This is a genomic window from Clostridium beijerinckii (genome assembly GCF_018223745.1).
GTDB lineage: Bacteria > Bacillota > Clostridia > Clostridiales > Clostridiaceae > Clostridium > Clostridium beijerinckii.
The window spans coordinates 2,462,605-2,485,614 of record NZ_CP073653.1 but is presented as its reverse complement, the minus strand read 5'-3'; the positions used below and the strand labels follow the sequence as shown (position 1 = coordinate 2,485,614).

Here is a 23,010-nt window from a genome sequence, read left to right as displayed (position 1 = left end):
ACCTCCTATTTTTGGTCTACATAATTCCACCATAATATAGTACCATAAACACCAATAAATAAAATAGCCAAAATCGTTAATTTACTGATCCAATTAATAAGCTGAGGATTATTTAAATATATTCCTGAAATTGTCCACGGGATATAACGGCCTAAGGGCTGTGATCCAAAAATGGCAGCTATAATTATAGCTACAAAGGAAGTACTAACGGGAGCCAATATTCCTCGCGTGATGCTAGCGATAAGCGGGAATAGAAAACTAAGACTACAATTATAGAGTGTTACTATACCTAACCTTTTTAGAAGAGTCCCAGTCAATAACACATCAAAATTTGTAAAATCCAAGCACAAACCCATGGCAAATGTCCCACTAATTGCTAATACCGTTATGCCTAAAAAACTTAATCCTAAAGCAAAAAACTTTGCACATACTAAACTTGTACGAGAAATTGGCAATGATAAAAGATCTTTAAAAGTTTGATCCTGATACTCTCTACCAAATACCCAGCTGCTTAAAATACCAAATCCCATTAATCCAATAACAGTAGAATACATAAAAAAAGTATTTTTCAAAAATTCTTCCCACGTTTTATCCTGCATATGGATAAGTAACAAAAAACTATAAAAAGCTAAAATATAAATTGGTATATGCCCCCGTATTATTTTGTAAAACTCAATTTTAGTCATTGACCATATCTGTTTCATAATGATTTGCCCTCCTTAATTGTTCTAAGAAAGAATTCTTCTAAGCTTTCATTTACAGGTTGAAAAATCATTGGATTCAATTTTTGATTTTCTAACTGCTGTAATAAAGCAGAATATTGGTTAATAGATATATCCGAAACAAGTATTTCCTGTTCACTTACTGATGTGCATTGCAAGTTTTTTGTAGCAAGATAATGTTCAAGATTCTCGACGGAGCCATCTGTTTTTATGTAAAGCTTTGATTCTCTGCAGGTTTCAAATTCCGAAAAATTTAATTCTCGTAGCAGGCATCCATGCGCTAATATACCAATTCGGCTTACCAGCTTTTCCATCTCATCTAATAGATGGCTTGAAATAAAAATAGTTGTCCCCTCTTTAGCCATTTCTAATAGAGAATTACGAACAACTACAAGCCCCTCCGGATCCAATCCATTTGTTGGTTCGTCTAACAAAAGAATTTTTGGCCTATGAATAAGCGCCTTAGCTAATCCAATTTTTTGATTGTTTCCTAGAGAAAGATCTTTTACCTTAACCTGTAGGTAATTATCTAGCAATAGATGCTGTGAAATGTCATCTATTCGTTTCTTAATTTCTGAATCTGGTATTAGTCTTTGCTTTGCATATAATATAAGATTTTCTTCTACTGTAAGGTTGGGATAAGCATGTGGTGTTTCAATTAAGTAACCCACTTGATTCCAAAATTCAGAAGGTAGCTTTGAAATTGATTGTCCAGAGTAATAAATTTCACCAGATGTAGGATTAACCATTTTAAGCAACATCCTCATTGTAGTTGTTTTTCCTGCACCGTTTAATCCTAGAAAGCCATATATTTCACCTTCATTAGCTGTCAGATTAATATCATAAACACTATTTTTTGATCCGTAACTCTTTGTTAACTTCTTCGTTTGTATTATTGACAAAACGTAAACACCTCCAAGTTATACTTCATTTAAGGTACTAATGTACCTTAAATGAAGTATAACATTGTAGATTATAAAACGCAATACTCAATATTCATATTTTTTTATTTATTCTTATCATTACTACTAGAGCCCTTATCTCTATAAAAAGCTAATGGAGCCTCTTCTACTATCCATTCCTTCCCATGATACTGTTTTTCTAATTTGTGGTAGGGGTTTCTTATTTAAATCTTTTTATTTTAATTCTATACTTACTTTTGAGTAGTAATCAAACCCATTTGCATCAAAATGCAAAGTTTTATCCTATGATATTCAACGTGTCAAAATTAGAAAAAGTTGAAGTCGGGATTAATTATCCCGACTTATTAAACAGCATTATTTTATTATATAACAGAATAAGCTCTTTCCATTTCATTAAGGTGTAGCTCTACTAAAATTTTCAGCAGAATTTACATCTCCGCTTCCTTTGTACTCTGGATACGCAGGATATTCCAAAAGCGGACGTGTACGACCTTTAGTCTTTTCAGATTGATCTGTTACAATCAAATTCTCAGGAGACTTATTATTTACTACCCATTGATCTAATGCGCCCAATGTATCGGATCCCATATTCCAAGTTTCTGAGTTATAATGGCCATTTCCTGGAACCATATAGAATTTTACAAACTCGCCAAGAGAGTCTTTACCGAATTTGTCAATCAGCTGATTATAGTAGTCAATTGTTCCTTGGAAGGTAACAATTTGATCTCCTGCTCCATGAATAAGAATCAATTTTCCTCCATTATTCTTAAAAGCTGAGATATCTGGATTTGTAGCATCAAGTAATTCTGAAGCTTGTACAACTTTGTCGCGCCATTTATCTGCATCAAAATTTTTAGGATTAAAATTATCATCTCGAACTATCATATTTTTAATAACAGCATCCCCACTTTCTGCCATTAAGCCATCTCTGGCAGTTGGTGCTGTACCAAATTGGTTTAGATACATATCGGCTAAAGGTGCTCCCTTAAAAACAGGATATCCCGGCATAGTGGTTAATCCATTGGCAAGAGGATAATTGAATTTCATAGATGAAGCAAATGTTTCTAATGTTTTTATCTGCGCATCTGATAATATATTTTTCAAAGCCTTTAAAACTTCATCCTTCTCTTTTTCAGCTCCATAAATGTTGCTTATTATGCCATCTTTAACGCCGTCTAGTCCATCATCTATTCCAATGATGGTTTGATTAACAAGCTTATACTGTTCAGGACTGATCCAACCCGCTCCATTATTAGCTTGTACGGCATCTGCATTTCTGCTATCTGCAATTGCCTTAGGTACCCAGTTTAATACAGGGAAATAGCAAATAACGCCGTTATATTCTGTTGGGAAATGTTGCACAACCTTCAACGCTTCTCGTCCACCATTAGACCCGCCAACAAAATATACCTGAGACGGCTTGGATTTATAAAAGGCCTGCACTATTTCTAGTACTGTATCTTTTGTTTTCTTTAACTGGTCAGAGGCAAAATTATTTAAGGCTTCATCATTAAGCGCCCATTTACTATCCCAATATGAAGAATTTACATGACCACTATCACTGCCAAATGTCACATACCCTTGAGCCAAAGGTGTTGGATCTGAAACCATTTGCCCGTAATATCCACTATCAGCAGTAACCAGAGCACCGTCAAATCCGCCGCCACCATATTGTAGTATTTTACTGTTCCATTTTACAGGAAGGTTAACCTGAAAGTTAATGTCTGGCGCATTTTTATCTACTGGATGGATTGCACCTAATACCTTGCAGTATTCTCCATTCAGATTACCCTTTTCATCAGATTTCACTATAGTTGCTGAACTTATCGTAGCACCTGATGTAGGCAGCCCTATTTTTGATGCAGGAATTTCTGCTGGTATCGTAAAATTGCTTGATTCATCATAAACTTTAAAATCTTTTGGATTAGTAGATGATGATGTATCAATAACTATAGAATCTTTTGGATTAGTGGAAGCTACTGCACTACTTCCATTAAACATGAACACACAACTAGTTGCAAAAGCACTTACGGTGGTCCAACTTTTCTTTGAAATTTTCATTTTTTCGTCACTCCTTATTTTTGACTGACACTGTCAGAGCTTTATCTGATGTCTACCACTGTAACCTCCCTCCTGTATTAATATAAGATTGATAAAATCATAAATTAGCAAAATTCCACTTGCATATAATGCAAACTTTAACATATATTTCTACCTATGAATATATTATACTTACTCAGACTGATATTCAATAAGTTTTCATAATAATTTTTTTGACTATAGTTCCCTTTTTAAATAATTCATTAATTTGCTATTCCGCAATATAATCTTGAAACAAATATCTAATCACAAATATGTCTAAGGCTACATCCTTTGCATTTATTAAGTATCTCATCATCTTAGTAAAGAACATCTAAGTTCTTCATTGAAAGTAGAATTTACAATGTTAAAAGCAATCTGCTTTTTATTAAAATATTGTAAAATTCTTAAATTCTAAAATTCTTAAAAATATATATTCTTAAATTCTTTAGAATTTTAGAATTTTTAATATCCAACTCATCTCGAATTTCGCCAACTATTTCTTCTAAAATATCTTCAATAGTTACAAGTCCAAATGTTCCTTCATATTCATCAATAGCTATAGCCATATGCTTTTTAGAAATCTGTAATTCTTTAGTGAAATGCTTACACTATAGTATAAATTTCAATATTATCGTGTTTTAATAATGGCTAAGCTCCAGTCGTAGAAAAGGCAATTTTATTAATTTATGAAGCAAAAAACTCTATAACTAGAATACTTTCTAACTATAGAGTCTCATTAAACATTTTTTACTTTCACATATTTAGAAGTCAACTTTTTAACTAATTACTCTTTTTTATTTTACTATATTTACTGTTCCTTCTTTTCTTGTTGGAGCTTTTGGTTCTTTCCCTCCATTAAAGCCTAGGGTTGCTGTACCAAATGTCGCATAGTTTTCTGGAATTCCTAGCTCAGTAAGCACATTTCTGACCTTAGGATCATCTCCAACCATAGCTAAGGTATGTACCCAACATGATCCAATGTTAAGTGAATGAGCTGCTAACATTATGTTTTGTATTGCTGCAGCACAATCAGACTGTCCTACTGGTAAGTTTTTATCACAAGATGTTATCACTATAGTAGGTGCATTATAAAATGGGTTAAAGTTTGGATTATTGGCCATCTTATTTATCTGCTCTATAGGAGAATTTTGTAATGCTTCTTTAGCTGCTGAAATCAGATTGTTTATCTTCTCTCTATTTTGTACAGCTGTAAAATGCCAATCCTGACTATTCATTCCGCTTGGAGCAAACTTAGCAGCTTCTAATATTTTATTTAAGTCTTCATCGGAAATTTGCTCTTCTTTATACACTCTTATACTTCTTCTTGTTATGATACTTTGTATTACTTCGTTCATTATTTTTCTCCTTCCATTTAAGCCCCAATATAACTTTATTTATATTATTATATTGATTAGATTAATTATAAATTTGTCTAGAACTTTCATTCTAGTATATAGTATTATCATTTTTGCAATAAATATATAAATCCGGCGCTAATAAATTTATATGATTAACATTCCTTTTCACATAAATTTCACATTACAGAATTATAATTCCCTTATAGCCGGTTATTTCTATATTAATCTATGTTTTTAACATAAAAATAAATTTTTATATGACGTAAGGAGAGATAATTATGAAAAAGAAAAAAATACTAGGAATTGCAATAGCAGCTATGATCTCAATATCAAGCCTTGTTCCAGCATTCGCTGATGATGCTTCTACACCAAATGTAACAAATAGTGTTACTACAGGACAAGTATCGCAAAATAATAAGGCAGATAAACTTGCAAAACTTACTCAAAAAGCTTCTAAACTTGGAATAGATATTACTGGATTAACTAATGATCAAGCAAGATCAAAAATAAGAGCTGCTGTAGCTCAAAAACTTGGGATTGATATAACAGGTCTATCAGATAAAGATGCTTCAGCTAAAATTAAAGCAGCTTTTGAGGAAAAGACTCTTGAAAGACTTAATAAAAAAGCAACTGAATTAGGTATAGATATAACAAATCTTTCACCTGATAACGCTAGAGCTAAGATTCTATCTGCAGAGGCAGGGAAACTTGGAATTGATATAACAGGACTATCAAATAAAGATGCTTCAGCTAAAATTAAAGCAGCTCTTGAAGCTAAAAGCCTTGCCAATTTAACTAAGAAAGCAACAAAACTTGGAGTTGATATAACAGGTTTATCTAATAAAGATGCTAGAATAAAATTAAATCAAGCAGAGGCTTCTAAACTTGGAATAGATGTTACAGGTCTATCAAATGAAGATGTAATAGCTAAAATTCAAAGTGCAAGAGCTGAGAAATTAGGAATCGATATAACAGGATTATCATTTAAAGATGCTCAAGCTAAAATTAAAGCAGCATCTGAAGCTAAAAAAGAAGCTCATCAAAAGAAAAATACATCAACAACTACAACAACTGATACTTCCGTACAATAATTTCATTAAAGAAGAGATGCTTTCACAAATTTGAAGGTATCTCTTCTTTACTATGTTATAATATGTGAATTTTAAGACCACATTTTCTATAATTTAAAGAATTTTATATATAGGATTTTAAAAATTCAGCTCACTGAAGACTACATCATAAATTATAAAATAATTGAAGTACGATAATTTTATAAAAGATGAACTATATTCTTTATAACTTATATACAAAGATTTATTAAACTTTGCTATTTCTGTAAGCCACATGCCTAGTAACCATCATGGTGTTTTCTTCCCCTGGAAAATATACTGGATTAATTTTAGTTTCATTATACAGATTGATTGCATCTACTACATCTATTGCTAATTCCTTAAAACTAATGAGACCATACATTCTCGGTGGAAGGATATAGATAGGTTTATCAATCTTTGAAGTTTTCACAAATTTCTTAACTTGCATTATTAGATGGGGACAACATACAATTATATCAAATTCATTCATTCTCTTATTTACTAATAAAAATGGAGAAAATTCAATTGAATAATCATTTTGCATATTATTCTCTAATATCTCCTTTTCAACCTTACTGGCTAGGGTACTTGATGAAAAGCCCCCTCCACAGCACAAAAGTATTCTTATCATTTCTAATCCTCCACTGCCTATTATTAATCTTAAACACTAAAGATTTATAGATAAACCAACTATAATCCATACTTATGCGTATAGCTCACCGAAATGAATAATATACTTTTGTTCCAGTTTCTCGGTAATTATGATTGGTGATTCTAAGGCTATAAAGTTGCACCCAAAGTGCTAGCCTCAAAGAACAAGCTTTGAACTAGCACATTTGGAACAACTTATAGCCAAAGAATCACATCCATTAAAATTACCAATGAAACATTCCACAAAAGTATATTACTCATTTCTGGTTGGAATATATTTCATAGTCTAAGTATAGTTTATCATTATATTATCTATATAAATATCAACTTATTCAAATAAATATATTTATTTGAATATACTAAACTTTATCAGTTTTTTTTAATTTGACAATTCCATCTTTAATCGTTATTTGATTAGTTTCCTCTAAATATCTTAGAGTGGGCTCTATACGTTCCTTTACTCTTCCAAGTTTTGAGCCGAGCAGAGTCTTTTGATAAGTTGTGAAACATATTCTATCCAATTCATACAAATTCATGCCATCTGGTCTTATCTTAAGATTCATTATGACTTTTTCTATAGTATTCATAAGATTCCCTCCTTATACATATCTAATTATACAGCAATATGTAAATTTCTTCCATAAAATTTAATTATATAAAGATGAATCATACTTTCCATAGTCCAGCGAAATAAAAATGTTTCTACTTTCTATCTATTATCATATAGGTCTAATGCATATTTTTTTCATATATATAAAATGAATTATATTATTTAAGACTTCTATATTAGTGATATGAATTTCTTTAAATCCCTTTATCGAGTAGCTCGTTGTATTGATTTATTATGTCGTCTAACCTTTGACTAGCAGTAATAACTTCTATTCCTAATAAACTTTTTTCATTGTTTATAATTTCATATAAGGATTGTCTCATTTTACAAATCATTTTCTCTATTTCTATTATTTTTTCCAAATTATACTCCCCCTTACTTTTTTATAAGTATAACTCTGAAAAAATACATTTGCTGTATCAATTGTTACATTATGTAACAAACTTCACTTGTTATATATCGCAATAAATTATATAATCACTAAAAATAAAATATTCTATATTAATATTTATACAAAAATCGCAGGCGACTGTTGAGCCATAGATTTTACTGGAATATAAATTTCCAAAGAATAAAACAAAGCCAAATAAACATTCTACTAAAATGAATATTTGGCCCTGCATATATTCTAAAAATTTTAATTCCTTATATTTTTTCAAAGCGCCTGGATAAAACAATTCTATATATTATTCAGAACTTATATATTTCTAGACTTTAAATTTATTTGCCATTTCTATCATGCTATCAGCCATCTCTGATGTGTCTTTTGCCTGATTAGTAACATTATCTACTGAGGCGCTAGTTTCGCTGATACTTGCAAATATCTCTTCTACACTAGAAGCTGATTGCTGTGATTTTGACGAAATATTTACTATAGCATTATTGACTTTAGATACATTATCTGCAATTTTAATTGCTGACTCAGCAATCTCTTTTGACATTTCATTCACAACTTCAGCATCTTTTTCATATTGATTTCCTATAGACTTCAACATTTCGTAATCTGGTCTAACCTGACTATCAATAAATCTCAATATATCTTTAGTATTATTAGTAAAGTTTTCAATAACACTTCCAACTGTACCTATATTTTTCTTTATATCTATAACTGTTTCTGATGACTTCTCAGCTAATTTTCTAACTTCCTCTGCAACTACAGCAAATCCTCGACCTGCATCCCCTGCATTAGCAGCCTCTATGGATGCGTTAAGTGCTAGAAGATTAGTTTGTTCAGCTATTTGACCAATAGCTTCTGCCATTTTTTCTATTTCTTTAACTATCTTTATATCCTCAATTGCTTTTTTAATCTTAATTTCTTTTTCATTATATAGGCTTATTGCATTATTAGATGATGCTTCTGCTTTTTCTTTTACATTTACCGCTCTCTTCATAATTTCATCTGAATCTAATTCTCTCTTTTCAGCATTTCTGCTAAGGTCATCTGTCAGCTTTTCTATTTCCATTGTATATGAACTAACATCTTGAGTTGCCGCACTTAAATTCATGCTTGCATCAGCAATTTCATGAGTTACAGTTTTAATATTATTCATAGTTGCAGACATTTCTTCCATTGTTGAAGTTAGATCTTCATTTGAAATTCTGACATTTTTCATACGATTAGTAAGTTCCATAATAAGATTTTTCACGTCTAATACAGCAATATTCAATGCTTTTGACATATTACCTATTTCATCATATGCATTTATATTTATTTTCTCAGTAAGATCTCCTTCCGCTAAACCATTAGCAAAATTAACTATGCTGTTTATTCTCTTTCTTAACCAAATTGCTAATCCACCACTTAATATGGCTAATATCAATGCTGAAATAACAATAAATATTGCAAGAAATTTAAACGAATTTTTAAAAACTGCGTTACTTGATTCCGATGTTTCTTTGGCCGCATCAATATTTTCATTTATTATAACATTTATATCATCAGCTATTTCTTCTCTTAAAGTAACATACTCCGAATTATATAGTGCAATAGCTCCCTCATAATTATTGTCAGTTACCTCCTTTATTATCTTTGTTCTTATATCCCTATACCTAATTAACGCATCTTTAACTTTTTTATAATCAGCTTCTTCTTTTTCACTAGAATAAGGTATTTTTTCAATTTCTTCAAAAGTTTTATTATTTAAATCAGATAAATCTGCTAAATCTTTTTGTGCCTCATCTATATCATTTTTAAAATTACTATTAATAATATGTTCCATATCAGATAGTCCTAAGTTAGTATTACTTTTTACTACATATAACTTCTGAAGTCTCATTAAATTATTATTATAAATTTTATCTGTATTTATATTTAGTTTGTTCATGCTAAATAGACCAGCTATGCCGACTAAAACTAAGAATACAGTACATATCACACTACTTCCTATTAATTTTTGGGATATTTTCATTTTCTTAAACATTGTATTTATCCTTCCCTTCGTCCTTTAAGATATAAAAGTTATCATGTTTAATCCCAATACCTAATTCTATAACCATTCTATAAACTACTAAGCTTATCCACTTATTTTTACATAAATATCAAAAACTAATAAGCAATTTACTTCTACTCTAAATTATACCATAATACCCATCCAATTCACATAAGTCTGATAATTATTCTCATATTATTTGATTGTATTTATATTTAAAATAGATGTGATAAAAGTTCCACAAGCAAAATGGATTTATTTTGCACTTGCCAGTCATTTTCAATCTTGTTGAATAGATTTCTGTGTAACTTTTCCACACTCTTAACTTCATTACAATTTTCCACAAGTGTTGATTAACCAAATTTTTACTTTAAATTATTAACTTATTTTTGATATTTTTCAAAAATAAGTTAATAGATATATAGACTTCGACCTTAAGACTTTTTTTAAGCAATTTTCTTACAAATTGAATTAGTGATAATTTAACATATTTTAAATTTTTAGTCGTTTCAACATAAGTAAATTGAAGCAAAACATAAGCTATCAATGATATGAAAAGTTGATTATAGACAGCATTTTCAGTTGTTCCAAATATTCTTTTTACATTCAAGTTTTGTTTTATAAATTTAAAGAAGGTTTCAATTTTCCAACGTTCCTTGTATATTTCTGCTATTTTTTCTGGAGTAATGTTCATTAGGTCAGTGCACACTTTTACTGATTTACCATAATAATCAGTAAATTCAACTACTCTAAATCTATTTTGAGTTTTTTTAGTCTCTTTTCCTAAATAACATGTAACATCTCGAATTACAGAAGAATTTTCTACTACTCCTAAACTTCTCAATTTCTTTGGTTTTGAAAGTATTGTATTATTTTTTATTCTTATAACAAAAGATTGTTTTATTTCTTTAAACATATCAAATCTCTCATGATTTTCATAAGCCCTATCTTCAACTAAAATAGAGTGTACATCTATTAAACCTTCACCTATCGGTCCATCATGCTTTTTAGCAATAGTTTCAATAACTTTTTGTGGTGTAAAGTCATTAATATTTAAAGATATATGAAGTTTTATTCCAGATTTCTTCCCATTAAATTTTGCCCATTTAAGACGGTTTTCACCTACGGTCACGGTAGTTGAATCAATTGCTATTAATTGTTTTGGCAAATTTAGAATTCTTCGCATTCTACGATTACATTTAGAAACAATAATCTCAAATAAAGTTTTAGAAATTTTGTAATCTACCTTAGAGGCTTTTTTAGAAATAGTTGAATAATCAACTGGTGTTAGCCCTACTGATTCCATATGCTCAACGCCATCCCTATAACTCTTATATTCATTCGTAGCTGCTGCAATAAAGAATTTTATTAAATCATATAATGTGAATTTTCTTGCAGTATCAACATATTCTAAAATTTTACTAAATTTTTCAACTTCCTTTTCACTTAAAAATGTTTGAAATATATCAAATATAGTGGTAGTATTTTTCATGAGGGCATTCTCCTTAAGTATTATTTTGGTTCGCACTTTAATATTACTACAGAATGACCTCATTTTTTATATATTTTCACTTCTATTTTTTGGTTAATCAACACATATGACAATTTTCCAAAAATAAAAAACAATCTCCTCATTTTTTAATAGGAGACTGTTTTTCATTTAGTATCATTCACTAAATCAATATTTTTTCTAATTTATTGTATCAACGCTATCAAACATTGCTGTCATTTCGATAAATACTTGTTTCTTGCAACAAAACTCTCTTTTTGAAATATGGCAATTAGCAATCTCTTTGCTCGAGTTATCAGATTTATATTTCTCCAGCTTTTCTTGAAGTTCTTCAAGACATAAATCGTGAATTGCTTTAATAATATCTTCTTCCCATATACAAGCTGGGTAACTATTTATCACTTTTATTTTCATTAATTTAACCTCGTATTAATAATGGGGTGTAAAATCTAATAAATATTAACTACTGAATAATATTTATTATATAATAATCAGATGAAATTAATATTGTGAATGAAACATCTTTGTATTGTAAATTACTACCCTTTAGCATATTATGATTTAAATAAAATTAGAAATCCCCTGTAAAGTCATCATCAATTTACAGGGGATTTACTGTTAGTAGGTATAGTAAAATATAGGAGTGTTATGTAACCACATATTAAGGGGTATATGGGAATCAATTTTTACACACTCAATATATTATTCGTTAATAAATATAATTTTCTGACATAAAACATAAATTTTTCTGATAAAAAGTATATTCTCATTGTTATCAATCATAAATTTTATTATCCCTTTATTAGATAATTGCGAAACTCATTGATAAAAATGAATAATGATTGATTTGAAGTTGCAAAAACATTATTAATGGATTTAATGGTTCCTGCTATACAAATATAATAGTTGACTTCTTAAAAAAGGGCGCACGAAATAAAGCGAAGGTGAATTCCAATTTTTATAAATAAATTTTATGCAATTAATGGCTTTAAGCTTCGGATATATTTATGTTTATGAATTTTATCTGCCACGATAACTGTTATTAGTTGAGTTATTCCGGCTAGAAGTAAATCAGCATGAAGTGTTTGCTCATTTTGAGTCTTACGCTCCGCGACGCAGTAACTATATTTGAAGTGATTTATATTTTTTTCAACAGCTACTCTGATTTTATAAGTATTACTCCATTCTTGGGTTCCTCGTGTTATTCCAGGATATGCGCGCAGATTCTTTTCAGGATAAATATAAAACATTCGTCCACATAAGGAATTTGTACATGGATTTTCACATTGAGTTACACGTTTGCTCTTTTTGGTTTCTTTGTTATATAACCATTTCATTTTAGGGCATACAAACTTCATTGTTGGAATTCTAGAACGAAGATGACTTTTACTACCTTCACGTTTCATTGGAATAGAAGGATCATTCGGACAGCATGGAATGCCGTCTTCGTTTAAAGGGCAATCAGCATTTTCTAGTGTAAGCCTAGTTTTTAAAGGAATATATGCTTTATCAAATTTTAATTCGAGAAGAAGATCACGATAAATTTGAATACTGTCAAAAGCAGCATCTCCTAAAAAGGTTTTTGGACTTATTAATGGATGCTTGTTAAAAAAATCTTTGAGAACAGGGATAAGAGCCTTAGAATCTGCAAGAGATTTATCTTCATCAGGTGAATCAGATTTTTTCTCAACAATAATATCAGGATGAGCATTGAGAAAATCTTTATTATAGAACGAAATATCTCTTACGATACCGAGGCCATTAGTAATGATTCCGAATTTAAAAGCATAGCAAAAATGCCCATTAATATACATTTGTTGGATGGCAGGGTTGGCTGAAGCGTGTGATGGCATAGAGCCATAGGCAGCTTTATAAGGATCATAAGAGTCATCTAAATTGCATGCTTTCTTAAAATTTTTAAGCTGTTTTATAATGCGATTAGCATATTTAGGATTATTTTCAGTGACAAATGCTTCAAGGCCTGAAGTATCAAAAATAGTCATGGAAGCAAGAGCCGTATCAATCTGTTGGCATATCGGTTCAGTAATATCAACAAGATTATCGAACATGGATTGTAAGTCCAAAAGAAAGTCCTGCTTGAAACGAGTAAACTTAGATGAATCAGGAACTCTTAAAAAGCCGCAGAAGTCTCTTAGTTCTTGAGAATATTTAAGGAAAATAATTAAAAGAGAATCTGTAGGAATAGAAAAAATGCGTTGTAAAATTAAAGCACTGATCATAGCATAAAGCTGATATTTTCGCGGCCTTCCTGTGGAAGCGTAAAAATGGTTAATGAAAGATGCAGGAACTAACTCATCAAGGTCGATAGTGTTTTCGAGTAAAGAAAGAAATTGGAATTTATCATTTTCAAATTTTTCTTTGCAATCAGAATAAACATCTGCCAAAGAAAGCTGTTTATATGTTATCATATATATGACTCCTTTCTGAGGTATATGGTAGTTTTGTTTTTAGGCAATTCAATTTTACCATAAATCAGTGAGGAGTTATTTTATTTTGCTAAAAAAATATCCCGCATTTCTGCGGGTTGCGGCGTTTCGCAAACGCCTAATCCCTTTATAACTGAAAGGAGTACTTAGTAAATCTAAAGATATTATTATTTTGTCATTATTTTTTTATTTTTATGTATAATATCTTTAAATTTCGCAAATAATTATTAGTGAAAATATTACTTTTCAACTACACCAAAAGAGATAGCATTTATTAATCTAACTGCTATCTCTTTTCACATTAAAAATCAGTTTCTAAAACTCCTATCATTTTTTTGATTTAATTACTTATACCTCTTAGTAATTTTAGAATATTTATCCTAAAATTTAATAGTATTCCAATGAAAAATAATATATTATTATTTTTTTTTGCCATTTGCACCTTTTTTATATTTTTATTGTTGAATTAAAACAGTTTATGTCGTATAATGTTAATGTAAATATACAATTTACTTATATTGAAATTTTTCCTAGAGTTTTGATATAGTATTTTCTTTTTTTACCAATTAGAGTAAGAAACTAGACATATTCTAGTTTCTTATTTTTTTAACTCACAACCTCATCCGCCCATTTTATAGCATCTATATAGGCTTCTGCAAGCTTATTATCATTGGCACCTATTTCCTTAGTATAAAACTCAACATTTTCCCACTGACCCTTTTCATAGTTAATAGCCAATTTCAATATTTTATTCAAGTAATTATCTTTTTCAATTAGTCCTTCCTTTATTTCATCATCTATATATAATTCTTTTAAGATCACTTCAATTGAACAATTTAAAATTGCGTCCATAACTGAAAATAATCCTACCATATAAGCTGAATAAACATTATTTTTATACTCACTCATATTACATATTAATTCACATAACTTCGCTCTCTGCAATGAGACTTTTATAAGTTCATCTGTGTTATTTTCCTTTAGATCATTTAGCAGAACTACATATAACCATTTTATAATCTCTTTTCTTCCCAAAAGTGCAATAGCATATTTTATAGATCTTACTTCATTCTTTAGGCAGTATGCAGACGAATTTATCAATTTGATTATTTTATATGATAAACCTAAATCCTTTATTATTAGTTCCTCTAATTTATTAAAATCAAAATCGTCTTTATTAATTAACTTTAAAATTTTTATTGCTGTATCTTTGTTAGTCGGAATGTTTTTTCTGGAAAGCACTATTGGTTTACTAAAATAATATCCTTGAAAGTATGAATATCCTAGTTTCAAAGCCTCATCATATTCTTCTTTGTTCTCTACTTTTTCAGCTAAAAACTTTATTTTATTATTTATTTTTTTTAGTTCAAATACTTTCTTTCTTTCTCCCCCTGTAGTGATTTTAAAATCTATCTTTATAATATCAGCTATTTCTATTAATTTAATATATTTAGTATGGAATACAAAATCATCTAATGCTAATATAAATCCTCTTTTCTTAAGTCTTTTACACGCATCCACAATTTCATCATTTGGTTCTATATTTTCTAAAATTTCTATCACAACATATTCTTTAGGAAGTATGGTTGCTATTTCTTTCTTTATCAATTCTTCAGTAAAATTTATAAATGCCTTCTTGTTATCAGTAATATCTTTGAAGTCAAATGTATAAAATGTATTAGCTATAACCTTTAAAGTTGCTTCATCCCCATTAGTATTGTTATAGAAATTATTTTGTCCATTTCTAAATAGAAGTTCATATGCAACAACTTCATTTTTCCTGTTAAATATAGGCTGTCTAGCTACAAAAATATCCATAACAGTCTCATCCCCTTCATTAATACTTGTATACCTCTTAATCCAACCCTTAATGTAGTATAATTTTGGTTCATGAAAATTAAAATCTCATCTCAATAAGCCTACATCATACTTAAAATTAAGATATATAAGTTCTTATTTATATATAAATCAAGTAAATTTTTTCATATAAAAAACCAATTAAAACTAACTAATAAAATAATTAATTAATCTTAATTGGTCGGTTGCACAACTAGCTCCAAACTCTTAAAGTGCCCACTTAGAAAGAATTCTTCATAGCTTCCAATTGTAATATAATGCATCAATATGTACTTATTTCATATATATGAAATATTATCATTAATTTATAATAAAATCAACAAATAATATCATTAGGAATACTAAATTAGAGATTTTTAAGATTATTTTCTCTTTTTATTGAGACATTATTTTTATTTAAAAAAATAATTTTTGTTAAATATCGTCTAAAATTATAAACAAAAAAAGATTAGTTACATCTATATTTCCCTGTAACTAATCTTCTTAATATATAATATGTTAAATGCTATCTACTTAAATATTCATCTATTGCAGCAGCAGCTTTCTTTCCTGCTCCCATTGCTAAAATAACAGTTGCAGCACCAGTAACTGCATCTCCACCAGCATAAACACCTTCTTTAGTTGTTAATCCATCTTCATTGGCAACTAAACAAGCTCTACCATTGATTTCTAAACCTTTAGTAGTTGATGAAATTAATGGATTTGGTGAAGTTCCAAGTGACATTATTACTGTATCAACGTCTAATACAAACTCTGAATTTTCCTTAACTACAGGCTTTCTTCTTCCTGAAGCATCTGGTTCTCCAAGTTCCATTTTAACGCATTTCATTCCTTTAACCCATCCATTTTCATCTGTTAAGATTTCTGTTGGATTAGTTAAAACATCAAATATTACTCCTTCTTCTTTAGCGTGATGCACTTCTTCTGCTCTTGCTGGAAGCTCTGACTCACCTCTTCTATATACTATATGAGCTTCTGCACCAAGTCTTAAAGCAGTTCTTGCTGCATCCATAGCAACATTTCCTCCGCCAACTATAGCAACTTTTTTACCTGCTTTAACTGGAGTATCATATTCTTCTTTAAATGCTTTCATTAAGTTTACTCTTGTTAAAAACTCATTAGCTGAAAATACACCATTTGCATTTTCTCCTGGTATTCCCATAAACTTTGGAAGACCTGCTCCTGATCCAATGAATACAGCTTCAAATTTTTCATCTTCAATTAATTGATCTATAGTTATTGTTCTTCCTACAATTACATTAGTTTCAATTGTTACTCCAAGCTTCTTTATATTTTCAATTTCTGCTTTAACAACATCATCCTTTGGTAATCTAAATTCAGGTATTCCATAAACTAAAACTCCACCTGCTTCATGTAGTGCTTCAAATATAGTTACATCATAACCTTTTTTAGCTAGGTCTCCTGCACAAGTAAGACCAGCAGGGCCACTTCCAATTACCGCAACTTTCTTTCCTTTAGAAGGTTCTGTTTGCGATAAATCTACTTTATTTTTTCTTGACCAGTCTGCGGTAAACATTTCTAATTTACCTATAGCTACAGCTTCACCTTTAATTCCAAGTACACAGTTACCTTCACATTGATTTTCTTGTGGACATACTCTTCCACAAACCGCTGGAAGTGCACTGTATTTTGCTATTTCTTTAGCAGCACCTTCAAAGTCTCCAGTTTTAGCTTTTGATATAAATCCTGGAATGTTGATTGATACTGGACATCCCTCAACACATTTAGGATTTTTACAATTTAAACATCTATTGGCTTCTTTTATAGCATCATCTTCATTATATCCTAAACAAACTTCCTTAAAGTTTTTTGCTCTTACTTCTGGAGCCTGTTCAGTAACAGGTGTTCTTTTCATTCTATCGTTCATCTCTATTACTTATCCTCCTTGCATCCACAACCACCATGGTTATGAGTGTTTCCTTCTTCAAGTTTTAATAATTCTCTTCCTTCTTCTGTTTTATACATAGCTTGTCTTCTCATCGATTCATCGTAATCTACTAAATGGCCATCAAACTCAGGTCCATCAACACATGCAAATTTAACCTTTCCACCGACAGTAACTCTACAAGCACCGCACATTCCAGTACCATCAACCATTATAGGGTTTAAACTTACTACAGTTGGAATATTTAATTCTTTAGTTAACATTGAAGTAAATTTCATCATTATCATTGGTCCAATGATAACAGCTTGATCATATTTCTTACCCTGATTATTAACTAATTCCTTAAGCATATCTGAACCAGTTCCTTTAAAACCGTACGAACCATCATCTGTTGTCACGTAAAGATTTCCAGCAACTGCCTTTAATTCTTCTTCATATATTAATAAATCTTTATTTCTGCTTCCTAAAATAACATCTACAGCTATCCCATGTTCGTGCATCCACTTAACTTGAGGATAAACTGGAGCTGCCCCTACTCCTCCTGCAATAAAGATAATATTTTTCTTTTTCAATTCTTCTAGATCTTCATGAATAAATTCACTTGGTACACCTAATGGTCCTACAAAATCTGAAACATAATCTCCAACATTAAATGCTGCTAACTGCTTAGTTCCTTTTCCTATAGCTGCAAAAACTATAGCTACTGTACCTTTTTCCGCATTATAATCTGCAATTGTTAAAGGTATTCTTTCTCCTTTTTCATCATTTTTTATAATTATAAATTGACCTGGTTTTGCTGATTTAGCAACTCTAGGCGCTTCTATATCCATTAAGAATATGTTATTGGTAAGTTCTCTTTTGTTAACAATTTTGTACACTCTTAGTACCCCCTACGCTTATAAATTCTATTGATAATTTCATATTAAACTTGCTTAGATAGAGTTTGATCCCTATCTGAATCTTAGCTGAAATTTATTTATGATCATACAACTGTTACATATCACTTAAAGAAGCGATAGGATTACAGCTTCTAAACATAAGATATATCCGATAATTGGAATTTTCATCCTTGTTTCCATATCAACAACAAAGACTCCCTGAGGTGGAGAGTCATTGTTGTTTTATCAATGTTGTAACGATTCTTTTAGTAATTATTCAATTATTTACTTCAATAACTTTTTAAAAGTTACATGATTTTTAATGTGAAACAACTTACTTTATCTCTATAAGATTATGAAATAAAAAAATTGCCTTTATTTATTTTATAAATTAACTTTAGTTCCATAGTATGTGCATTCAAATAATTTTTCCATTGTAGCATCATCTATTTCTCTAGGATTTGATCCTGTACATGCATCTAATACTGCATTATGAGCTATAAATGAAAGATTAGCTTTAAAATCTTCTTCAGTAACTCCATACTCTTTCATTGAGTGAGGAATTTCTAACTTATCATTTAATCCGTTAATTAATTCGATTAATGAATCAGTTAACTCTGCATCATTATTTCCCTTTAATTTTAAAGCTCTCGCAATATCTCCATATCTATTTTCGCATTTTGTTCTATTATACTCAATTACATATGGTAAAAATATAGCATTTGCACATCCATGAGGAATATGGAATACAGCACCAACCTTATGAGCCATCGAGTGAACTATTCCAAGTAATGCATTAGAAAATGCCATTCCAGCTAAACATTGAGCTTCATGCATTAGATTTCTAGCTTCTTTATCTCCTTCAAATGATTTGATTAAATTTTCTTGAACCATTTCTATAGCTTTAATTGCTAATGGATCTGAGAAATTTGATTGAAGTGATGCAGTGTATGCTTCTATAGCGTGAGTTAATGCATCCATTCCAGTATGAGCTGTTAAAGTTTTTGGCATAGTTTGAGCAAGTGCTGGATCAACTATTGCTATATCTGGAGTTATGTTAAAATCAGCTAAAGGATATTTAATCTTTTCTGAATAATTAGTGATAACTGAGAATGCTGTAACTTCTGTAGCTGTACCGCTTGTTGATGGAATAGCTACAAACTTAGCTTTTTGTCTAAGGTCTGGTAATCCAAATGGAACAACTGCTTGTTCAAACGTAAAATCTGGGTATTCGTAGAATATCCACATAGCCTTTGCAGCATCAATTGGTGATCCTCCACCGATTGCAACTATCCAATCAGGCTCAAAGTTTCTCATAGCTTCTGCGCCTTTCATTACTGTTTCCACTGATGGATCTGGTTCAACACCTTCAAATAATTCTACTTCCATTCCTGCTTCTTTTAAATAATCTTCAACTTGTTTAAGAAAACCAAATCTTTTCATTGATCCGCCACCAACTACTACGAAAGCTTTCTTACCCTTTAAAGTTTTAAGAGCCTCAAGTGCTCCTTCTCCATGATAAATGTCTCTTGGTAAAGTAAAACGTGCCATAAATATTTCCTCCTAAAATTTGTTCATTTATTATTTTGCATAGTTGTAAAATAATAAGTTAATATGTCTATTTTTGACCACATAAATTATTAAAGCAATATTCATGCCAACTTGTGATTATTTTATCAATATATTTTATATTTATGATAATAAAATGTCAAAATATAAGAGTACTTTTCTAACAAAAAACTCATAATTCCTGAGAAATATTATATTTAAAGGGTTTAAATTAAGTTATTAAATATATAAAAAATAAATTATACATAGATTAATTGTTAAGCATATACTCATTTATATAAATAATTTTTAACAAAGATATGTCCTAAAATAATACAGCATAAATTTAATACAGCGTAATATTTTAGGACATGCTTTATAATTTATTTACGTTTTTTTAATTTTAGATATAGAGTGTTTCTACTTATACCTAAAGTTTTAGCCGCTTTTGTCATATTATGATTATTTATTCTTACAGCTTCATGGATTGCCTTCATTTCAAGTTCTTCTAAGTTTAAAGTATTCACCATATACTCAGTCTTTTCAGTATTAACATTCTTTAAAAAGCCATTTGTCTGATCGTCTTCCCATATCTCTTTACTTAAAAAGTCATCTTTTAATATTTTCCTATCATATGTTTTGTCTATCTCAACACTTTGATTATCTTCAAATTCCCATAAATTAAAAGATGATCGTCCATCTAAATTTACTATATTCTCAATATAATTTTCAAGCTCTCTTATATTTCCAGGCCAATCATAGTCTAATAACTTATTATATAAACTTTTATCAAGCTCCGGTATTGATTTATTCAACTGAAAGGATTTAATCCTTAAGAAGAAGTCAATAAGCATTTTTACATCGCCTTTTCTCTCTCTTAACGGCGGCAAAGTGATTGGAATTACACATAATCTATAGTACAAATCTTCTCTAAAATTCCCTTTTTGAACTTCTCTTTTTAAATTTTTATTAGTAGCTGCTATAACTCTTACATCTATAGGAATCTCTTTGCTTCCACCAAGTCTTGTAACTCTTCCATTTTGAAGTACTCTTAACAGCTTAACCTGTGCATCAAGTGGCATTTCCCCAATTTCGTCCAAAAACAAAGTACCTCCGCTTGCAATCTCAAACTTACCTGGATTTCCGCCTCTTTTTCCTCCTGTAAAAGTTCCATCCTCATATCCAAACAATTCACTTTCTATTATATTGGCTGGTATAGCTCCACAATTTATTGCAACAAATTTATTTCTTCTTCTTACACTATAATTATGCATAGCCTGTGCTAATATTTCTTTACCGGTTCCACTTTCCCCTTGAATTAGAACAGTTGAAGGACTATTTGCAATAACCTTACAGTTAGTTATCACATTAACAATGGCTGCACTATCCCCAATTATATCATTAAAAGTAAAAAATGCCCCTGTTGCATTTTTGTTGTCTTTTCCTTCTTTTTCATAACTTATTGTTACAACCATACCTATAATATTATCTTTATGTTTAAGACCTTTAAAAACTAACTTTATTTTATGTCTGCTTGTATGTTTTAATTTTAATTCCTTTATAATATCACCATTATGGTTTTCAAGTTCTTCTATTACATTTCCCAAATCAGGCAAAATATAATGTATATCTTGACTTATTATCAAATCCTTATCTATATTAAATATCTCTACTCCAAGTTTATTTATATTTATTACTTTATACTCTTTATTTACTATCATGATGCCTTTATCAACATTATCTATGACACTCTCCATATAGTTATAGGTTTGATTCAATATATCACGTATACCCTTCTTGTCCAATTCATTTTCGATTGCCTTTACACCAAAAACAACTAAACCTAAAGTATGTGGATGCTTCATATCTCTTCTACCTGTTAAGTTCAATGTTCCAATAATTTCTCCCTTTGTATTATGAATAGGTGCAGCAGAGCATGTTAAATTGTGGAACCTTTTTATGTAATGCTCAGTTGCAGTTATCTGAATACACCTGTCTTCTTTAATTGCTGTTCCCATTGCATTAGTACCTATACTTTGCTCGTCCATATAAGCCCCAACTTCAAGATTATTCCCCCCAAGCTTACTATTATTTTCTTCTGCTCCTTTAATATATAGAATACACCCATTTTTATCTGTTAACACTATAATAAATTCATTATCCATAACTGCTGAAAATACCATATCTATGTATATTTTAGATACTTCTATTAATTCTTTATTAATAGTTAATATATTTTCTAATTCTTCACCAGTAAGAATCTTATTTGAATGATCTGAATTTTTTTCAACTCCATAACTTTCGCTTCTCTTATGTGAGTTTTCAATTAATAGTTCTTTGTTCTCCATAACGTACCTCCATTCTTTTGTAAAATTCTTTATCTTGACATAAATTTACCTAATCTTTTAATATCTCAATACAATTTCTTAGATACATTTTTTCATTTTCTTCACTTATTTACTAAAACTCTATAATTATTTACTGATATTTTAATAATTTATTTTTTATTATATATTAATACCTTTCTCTCCCTTTACCAAAATACACTTTTAAAATCTACTTATATTTTAACATAAAATAGAGTTTTCTTTACATCAACTCACAATAAACTCCAAAAATCTTAAATCTATCAGATTTAACTCCCTTGTTATAGATATCCAATTTAAGAATTCAACTTATTAGATGAATGTCTTTACAAATTCACTAAAACTTTAAGCTCATATCTTCACTAGAAATCATAAATATATTTCTAACCACAAGGGTCATAATATGAAGAAAACATTTGAAAATGAGCTGTTAAAGGCTCTTTGCTGTAGGTTGTTCCATTTTAGCTTGTGAAGTGAGAGTCCAAAATCTTATTTTGGGTTCTCGAACTTCCTCAGCGAATGTAATGAGTCGAGCTTCCCTAGGAAAGTTGGAGCATGCTAAAGTGGATACAACCTGCTGCTTAGAACCTTCAGCGATATTTTCATAGCTTTTCGGAATCAAAATATTTATG

The 23,010-nt window shown here is 29.9% G+C and carries 17 protein-coding genes, 1 pseudogene and 1 riboswitch; of the genes and pseudogenes, 1 reads left to right on the top strand and 17 read right to left on the bottom strand.

Annotated elements, in window-relative coordinates; genetic code table 11:
* Nucleotides 1-5: 5 nt before the first annotated feature.
* From KEC93_RS11290 to KEC93_RS11270, 5 genes are all read right to left on the bottom strand, one after another.
* Nucleotides 6-704, bottom strand: a complete 699-nt coding sequence (locus KEC93_RS11290) for an ABC transporter permease (RefSeq protein ID WP_077869814.1) — start codon at nucleotides 702-704, stop codon at nucleotides 6-8.
* On the bottom strand, nucleotides 701-1,624 hold the full coding sequence (locus KEC93_RS11285; protein ID WP_077869813.1) for an ABC transporter ATP-binding protein: 924 nt from the start codon (nucleotides 1,622-1,624) through the stop codon (nucleotides 701-703). The genes KEC93_RS11290 and KEC93_RS11285 overlap by 4 nt, the downstream gene beginning before the upstream one ends.
* 414 nt (nucleotides 1,625-2,038) lie before the next feature.
* Nucleotides 2,039-3,706, bottom strand: a complete 1,668-nt coding sequence (locus KEC93_RS11280) for a tannase/feruloyl esterase family alpha/beta hydrolase (RefSeq protein WP_077869812.1) — start codon at nucleotides 3,704-3,706, stop codon at nucleotides 2,039-2,041.
* A 425-nt stretch (nucleotides 3,707-4,131) separates the two neighbouring features.
* Complete coding sequence (locus tag KEC93_RS11275) at nucleotides 4,132-4,293, bottom strand: hypothetical protein (protein ID WP_172462764.1); 162 nt, start codon at nucleotides 4,291-4,293, stop codon at nucleotides 4,132-4,134.
* Nucleotides 4,294-4,521: 228 nt separating this feature from the next.
* Nucleotides 4,522-5,082, bottom strand: a complete 561-nt coding sequence (locus KEC93_RS11270; RefSeq protein ID WP_077869811.1) for a nitroreductase family protein — start codon at nucleotides 5,080-5,082, stop codon at nucleotides 4,522-4,524.
* A 281-nt stretch (nucleotides 5,083-5,363) separates the two neighbouring features.
* Between KEC93_RS11270 and KEC93_RS11265 the strand changes: the two genes are divergently transcribed.
* Entirely contained in the window at nucleotides 5,364-6,176 is an 813-nt protein-coding gene (locus tag KEC93_RS11265) for a hypothetical protein (protein WP_077869810.1), read from the top strand.
* A 226-nt stretch (nucleotides 6,177-6,402) separates the two neighbouring features.
* On the opposite strand, the gene KEC93_RS11260 is transcribed toward KEC93_RS11265, so the two are convergent.
* The 12 genes and pseudogenes from KEC93_RS11260 to KEC93_RS11205 all read right to left on the bottom strand — a co-directional run bounded on the left by KEC93_RS11260 (nucleotide 6,403) and on the right by KEC93_RS11205 (nucleotide 22,360).
* Nucleotides 6,403-6,807: a PTS sugar transporter subunit IIB gene (locus KEC93_RS11260; RefSeq protein WP_012058413.1), complete on the bottom strand. Its 405-nt coding sequence runs from the start codon at nucleotides 6,805-6,807 to the stop codon at nucleotides 6,403-6,405.
* Nucleotides 6,808-7,186: 379 nt separating this feature from the next.
* Entirely contained in the window at nucleotides 7,187-7,414 is a 228-nt protein-coding gene (locus tag KEC93_RS11255; RefSeq protein WP_023976544.1) for a hypothetical protein, read from the bottom strand.
* A gap of 217 nt (nucleotides 7,415-7,631) precedes the next feature.
* Nucleotides 7,632-7,799 (bottom strand): aspartyl-phosphate phosphatase Spo0E family protein, encoded by a 168-nt coding sequence (locus tag KEC93_RS11250; protein ID WP_017212669.1) that lies wholly within the window; start codon nucleotides 7,797-7,799, stop codon nucleotides 7,632-7,634.
* A 345-nt stretch (nucleotides 7,800-8,144) separates the two neighbouring features.
* Nucleotides 8,145-9,857, bottom strand: coding sequence for a methyl-accepting chemotaxis protein (locus KEC93_RS11245; RefSeq protein WP_077869809.1), 1,713 nt, complete (start codon nucleotides 9,855-9,857; stop codon nucleotides 8,145-8,147).
* A 379-nt stretch (nucleotides 9,858-10,236) separates the two neighbouring features.
* On the bottom strand, nucleotides 10,237-11,358 hold the full coding sequence (locus KEC93_RS11240) for an IS4 family transposase (protein WP_172462699.1): 1,122 nt from the start codon (nucleotides 11,356-11,358) through the stop codon (nucleotides 10,237-10,239).
* 198 nt (nucleotides 11,359-11,556) lie between these two features.
* Nucleotides 11,557-11,790, bottom strand: a complete 234-nt coding sequence (locus tag KEC93_RS11235; RefSeq protein ID WP_077840863.1) for a hypothetical protein — start codon at nucleotides 11,788-11,790, stop codon at nucleotides 11,557-11,559.
* A 646-nt stretch (nucleotides 11,791-12,436) separates the two neighbouring features.
* Nucleotides 12,437-13,805: pseudogene (locus KEC93_RS11230) on the bottom strand (ISNCY-like element ISCb1 family transposase).
* A 624-nt stretch (nucleotides 13,806-14,429) separates the two neighbouring features.
* Nucleotides 14,430-15,641 carry an EAL and HDOD domain-containing protein gene (locus tag KEC93_RS11225; protein WP_077869787.1) on the bottom strand — a complete coding sequence of 404 codons (1,212 nt, stop codon included), beginning with the start codon at nucleotides 15,639-15,641 and terminating at the stop codon, nucleotides 14,430-14,432.
* Nucleotides 15,642-15,850: 209 nt separating this feature from the next.
* Nucleotides 15,851-15,934: riboswitch (cyclic di-GMP riboswitch) on the bottom strand.
* A gap of 251 nt (nucleotides 15,935-16,185) precedes the next feature.
* A complete protein-coding gene (gene gltA / locus KEC93_RS11220; RefSeq protein ID WP_077840861.1) occupies nucleotides 16,186-17,574 on the bottom strand; it encodes an NADPH-dependent glutamate synthase in 1,389 nt (462 codons plus the stop codon).
* A complete protein-coding gene (locus tag KEC93_RS11215) occupies nucleotides 17,574-18,464 on the bottom strand; it encodes a sulfide/dihydroorotate dehydrogenase-like FAD/NAD-binding protein (protein ID WP_077869786.1) in 891 nt (296 codons plus the stop codon). The genes gltA and KEC93_RS11215 overlap by 1 nt, the downstream gene beginning before the upstream one ends.
* Before the next feature lie 384 nt (nucleotides 18,465-18,848).
* Complete coding sequence (locus KEC93_RS11210) at nucleotides 18,849-20,015, bottom strand: iron-containing alcohol dehydrogenase (RefSeq protein WP_077841016.1); 1,167 nt, start codon at nucleotides 20,013-20,015, stop codon at nucleotides 18,849-18,851.
* A gap of 380 nt (nucleotides 20,016-20,395) precedes the next feature.
* On the bottom strand, nucleotides 20,396-22,360 hold the full coding sequence (locus KEC93_RS11205) for a transcriptional regulator AdhR (RefSeq protein WP_077869785.1): 1,965 nt from the start codon (nucleotides 22,358-22,360) through the stop codon (nucleotides 20,396-20,398).
* Nucleotides 22,361-23,010 lie beyond the last annotated feature (650 nt).

What these genes read in the sequence shown, in the direction of transcription:
- KEC93_RS11290 (WP_077869814.1), bottom strand. Translation starts at nt 704, where the DNA reads ATGAAACAGATATGGTCAATGACTAAAATTGAGTTTTACAAAATAATA.
- KEC93_RS11280 (WP_077869812.1), bottom strand. Translation starts at nt 3,706, where the DNA reads ATGAAAATTTCAAAGAAAAGTTGGACCACCGTAAGTGCTTTTGCAACT.
- KEC93_RS11275 (WP_172462764.1), bottom strand. Translation starts at nt 4,293, where the DNA reads ATGGCTATAGCTATTGATGAATATGAAGGAACATTTGGACTTGTAACT.
- KEC93_RS11270 (WP_077869811.1), bottom strand. Translation starts at nt 5,082, where the DNA reads ATGAACGAAGTAATACAAAGTATCATAACAAGAAGAAGTATAAGAGTG.
- KEC93_RS11265 (WP_077869810.1), top strand. Translation starts at nt 5,364, where the DNA reads ATGAAAAAGAAAAAAATACTAGGAATTGCAATAGCAGCTATGATCTCA.
- KEC93_RS11260 (WP_012058413.1), bottom strand. Translation starts at nt 6,807, where the DNA reads ATGATAAGAATACTTTTGTGCTGTGGAGGGGGCTTTTCATCAAGTACC.
- KEC93_RS11255 (WP_023976544.1), bottom strand. Translation starts at nt 7,414, where the DNA reads ATGAATACTATAGAAAAAGTCATAATGAATCTTAAGATAAGACCAGAT.
- KEC93_RS11245 (WP_077869809.1), bottom strand. Translation starts at nt 9,857, where the DNA reads ATGTTTAAGAAAATGAAAATATCCCAAAAATTAATAGGAAGTAGTGTG.
- KEC93_RS11240 (WP_172462699.1), bottom strand. Translation starts at nt 11,358, where the DNA reads ATGAAAAATACTACCACTATATTTGATATATTTCAAACATTTTTAAGT.
- KEC93_RS11235 (WP_077840863.1), bottom strand. Translation starts at nt 11,790, where the DNA reads ATGAAAATAAAAGTGATAAATAGTTACCCAGCTTGTATATGGGAAGAA.
- KEC93_RS11225 (WP_077869787.1), bottom strand. Translation starts at nt 15,641, where the DNA reads ATGGATATTTTTGTAGCTAGACAGCCTATATTTAACAGGAAAAATGAA.
- KEC93_RS11210 (WP_077841016.1), bottom strand. Translation starts at nt 20,015, where the DNA reads ATGGCACGTTTTACTTTACCAAGAGACATTTATCATGGAGAAGGAGCA.
- KEC93_RS11205 (WP_077869785.1), bottom strand. Translation starts at nt 22,360, where the DNA reads ATGGAGAACAAAGAACTATTAATTGAAAACTCACATAAGAGAAGCGAA.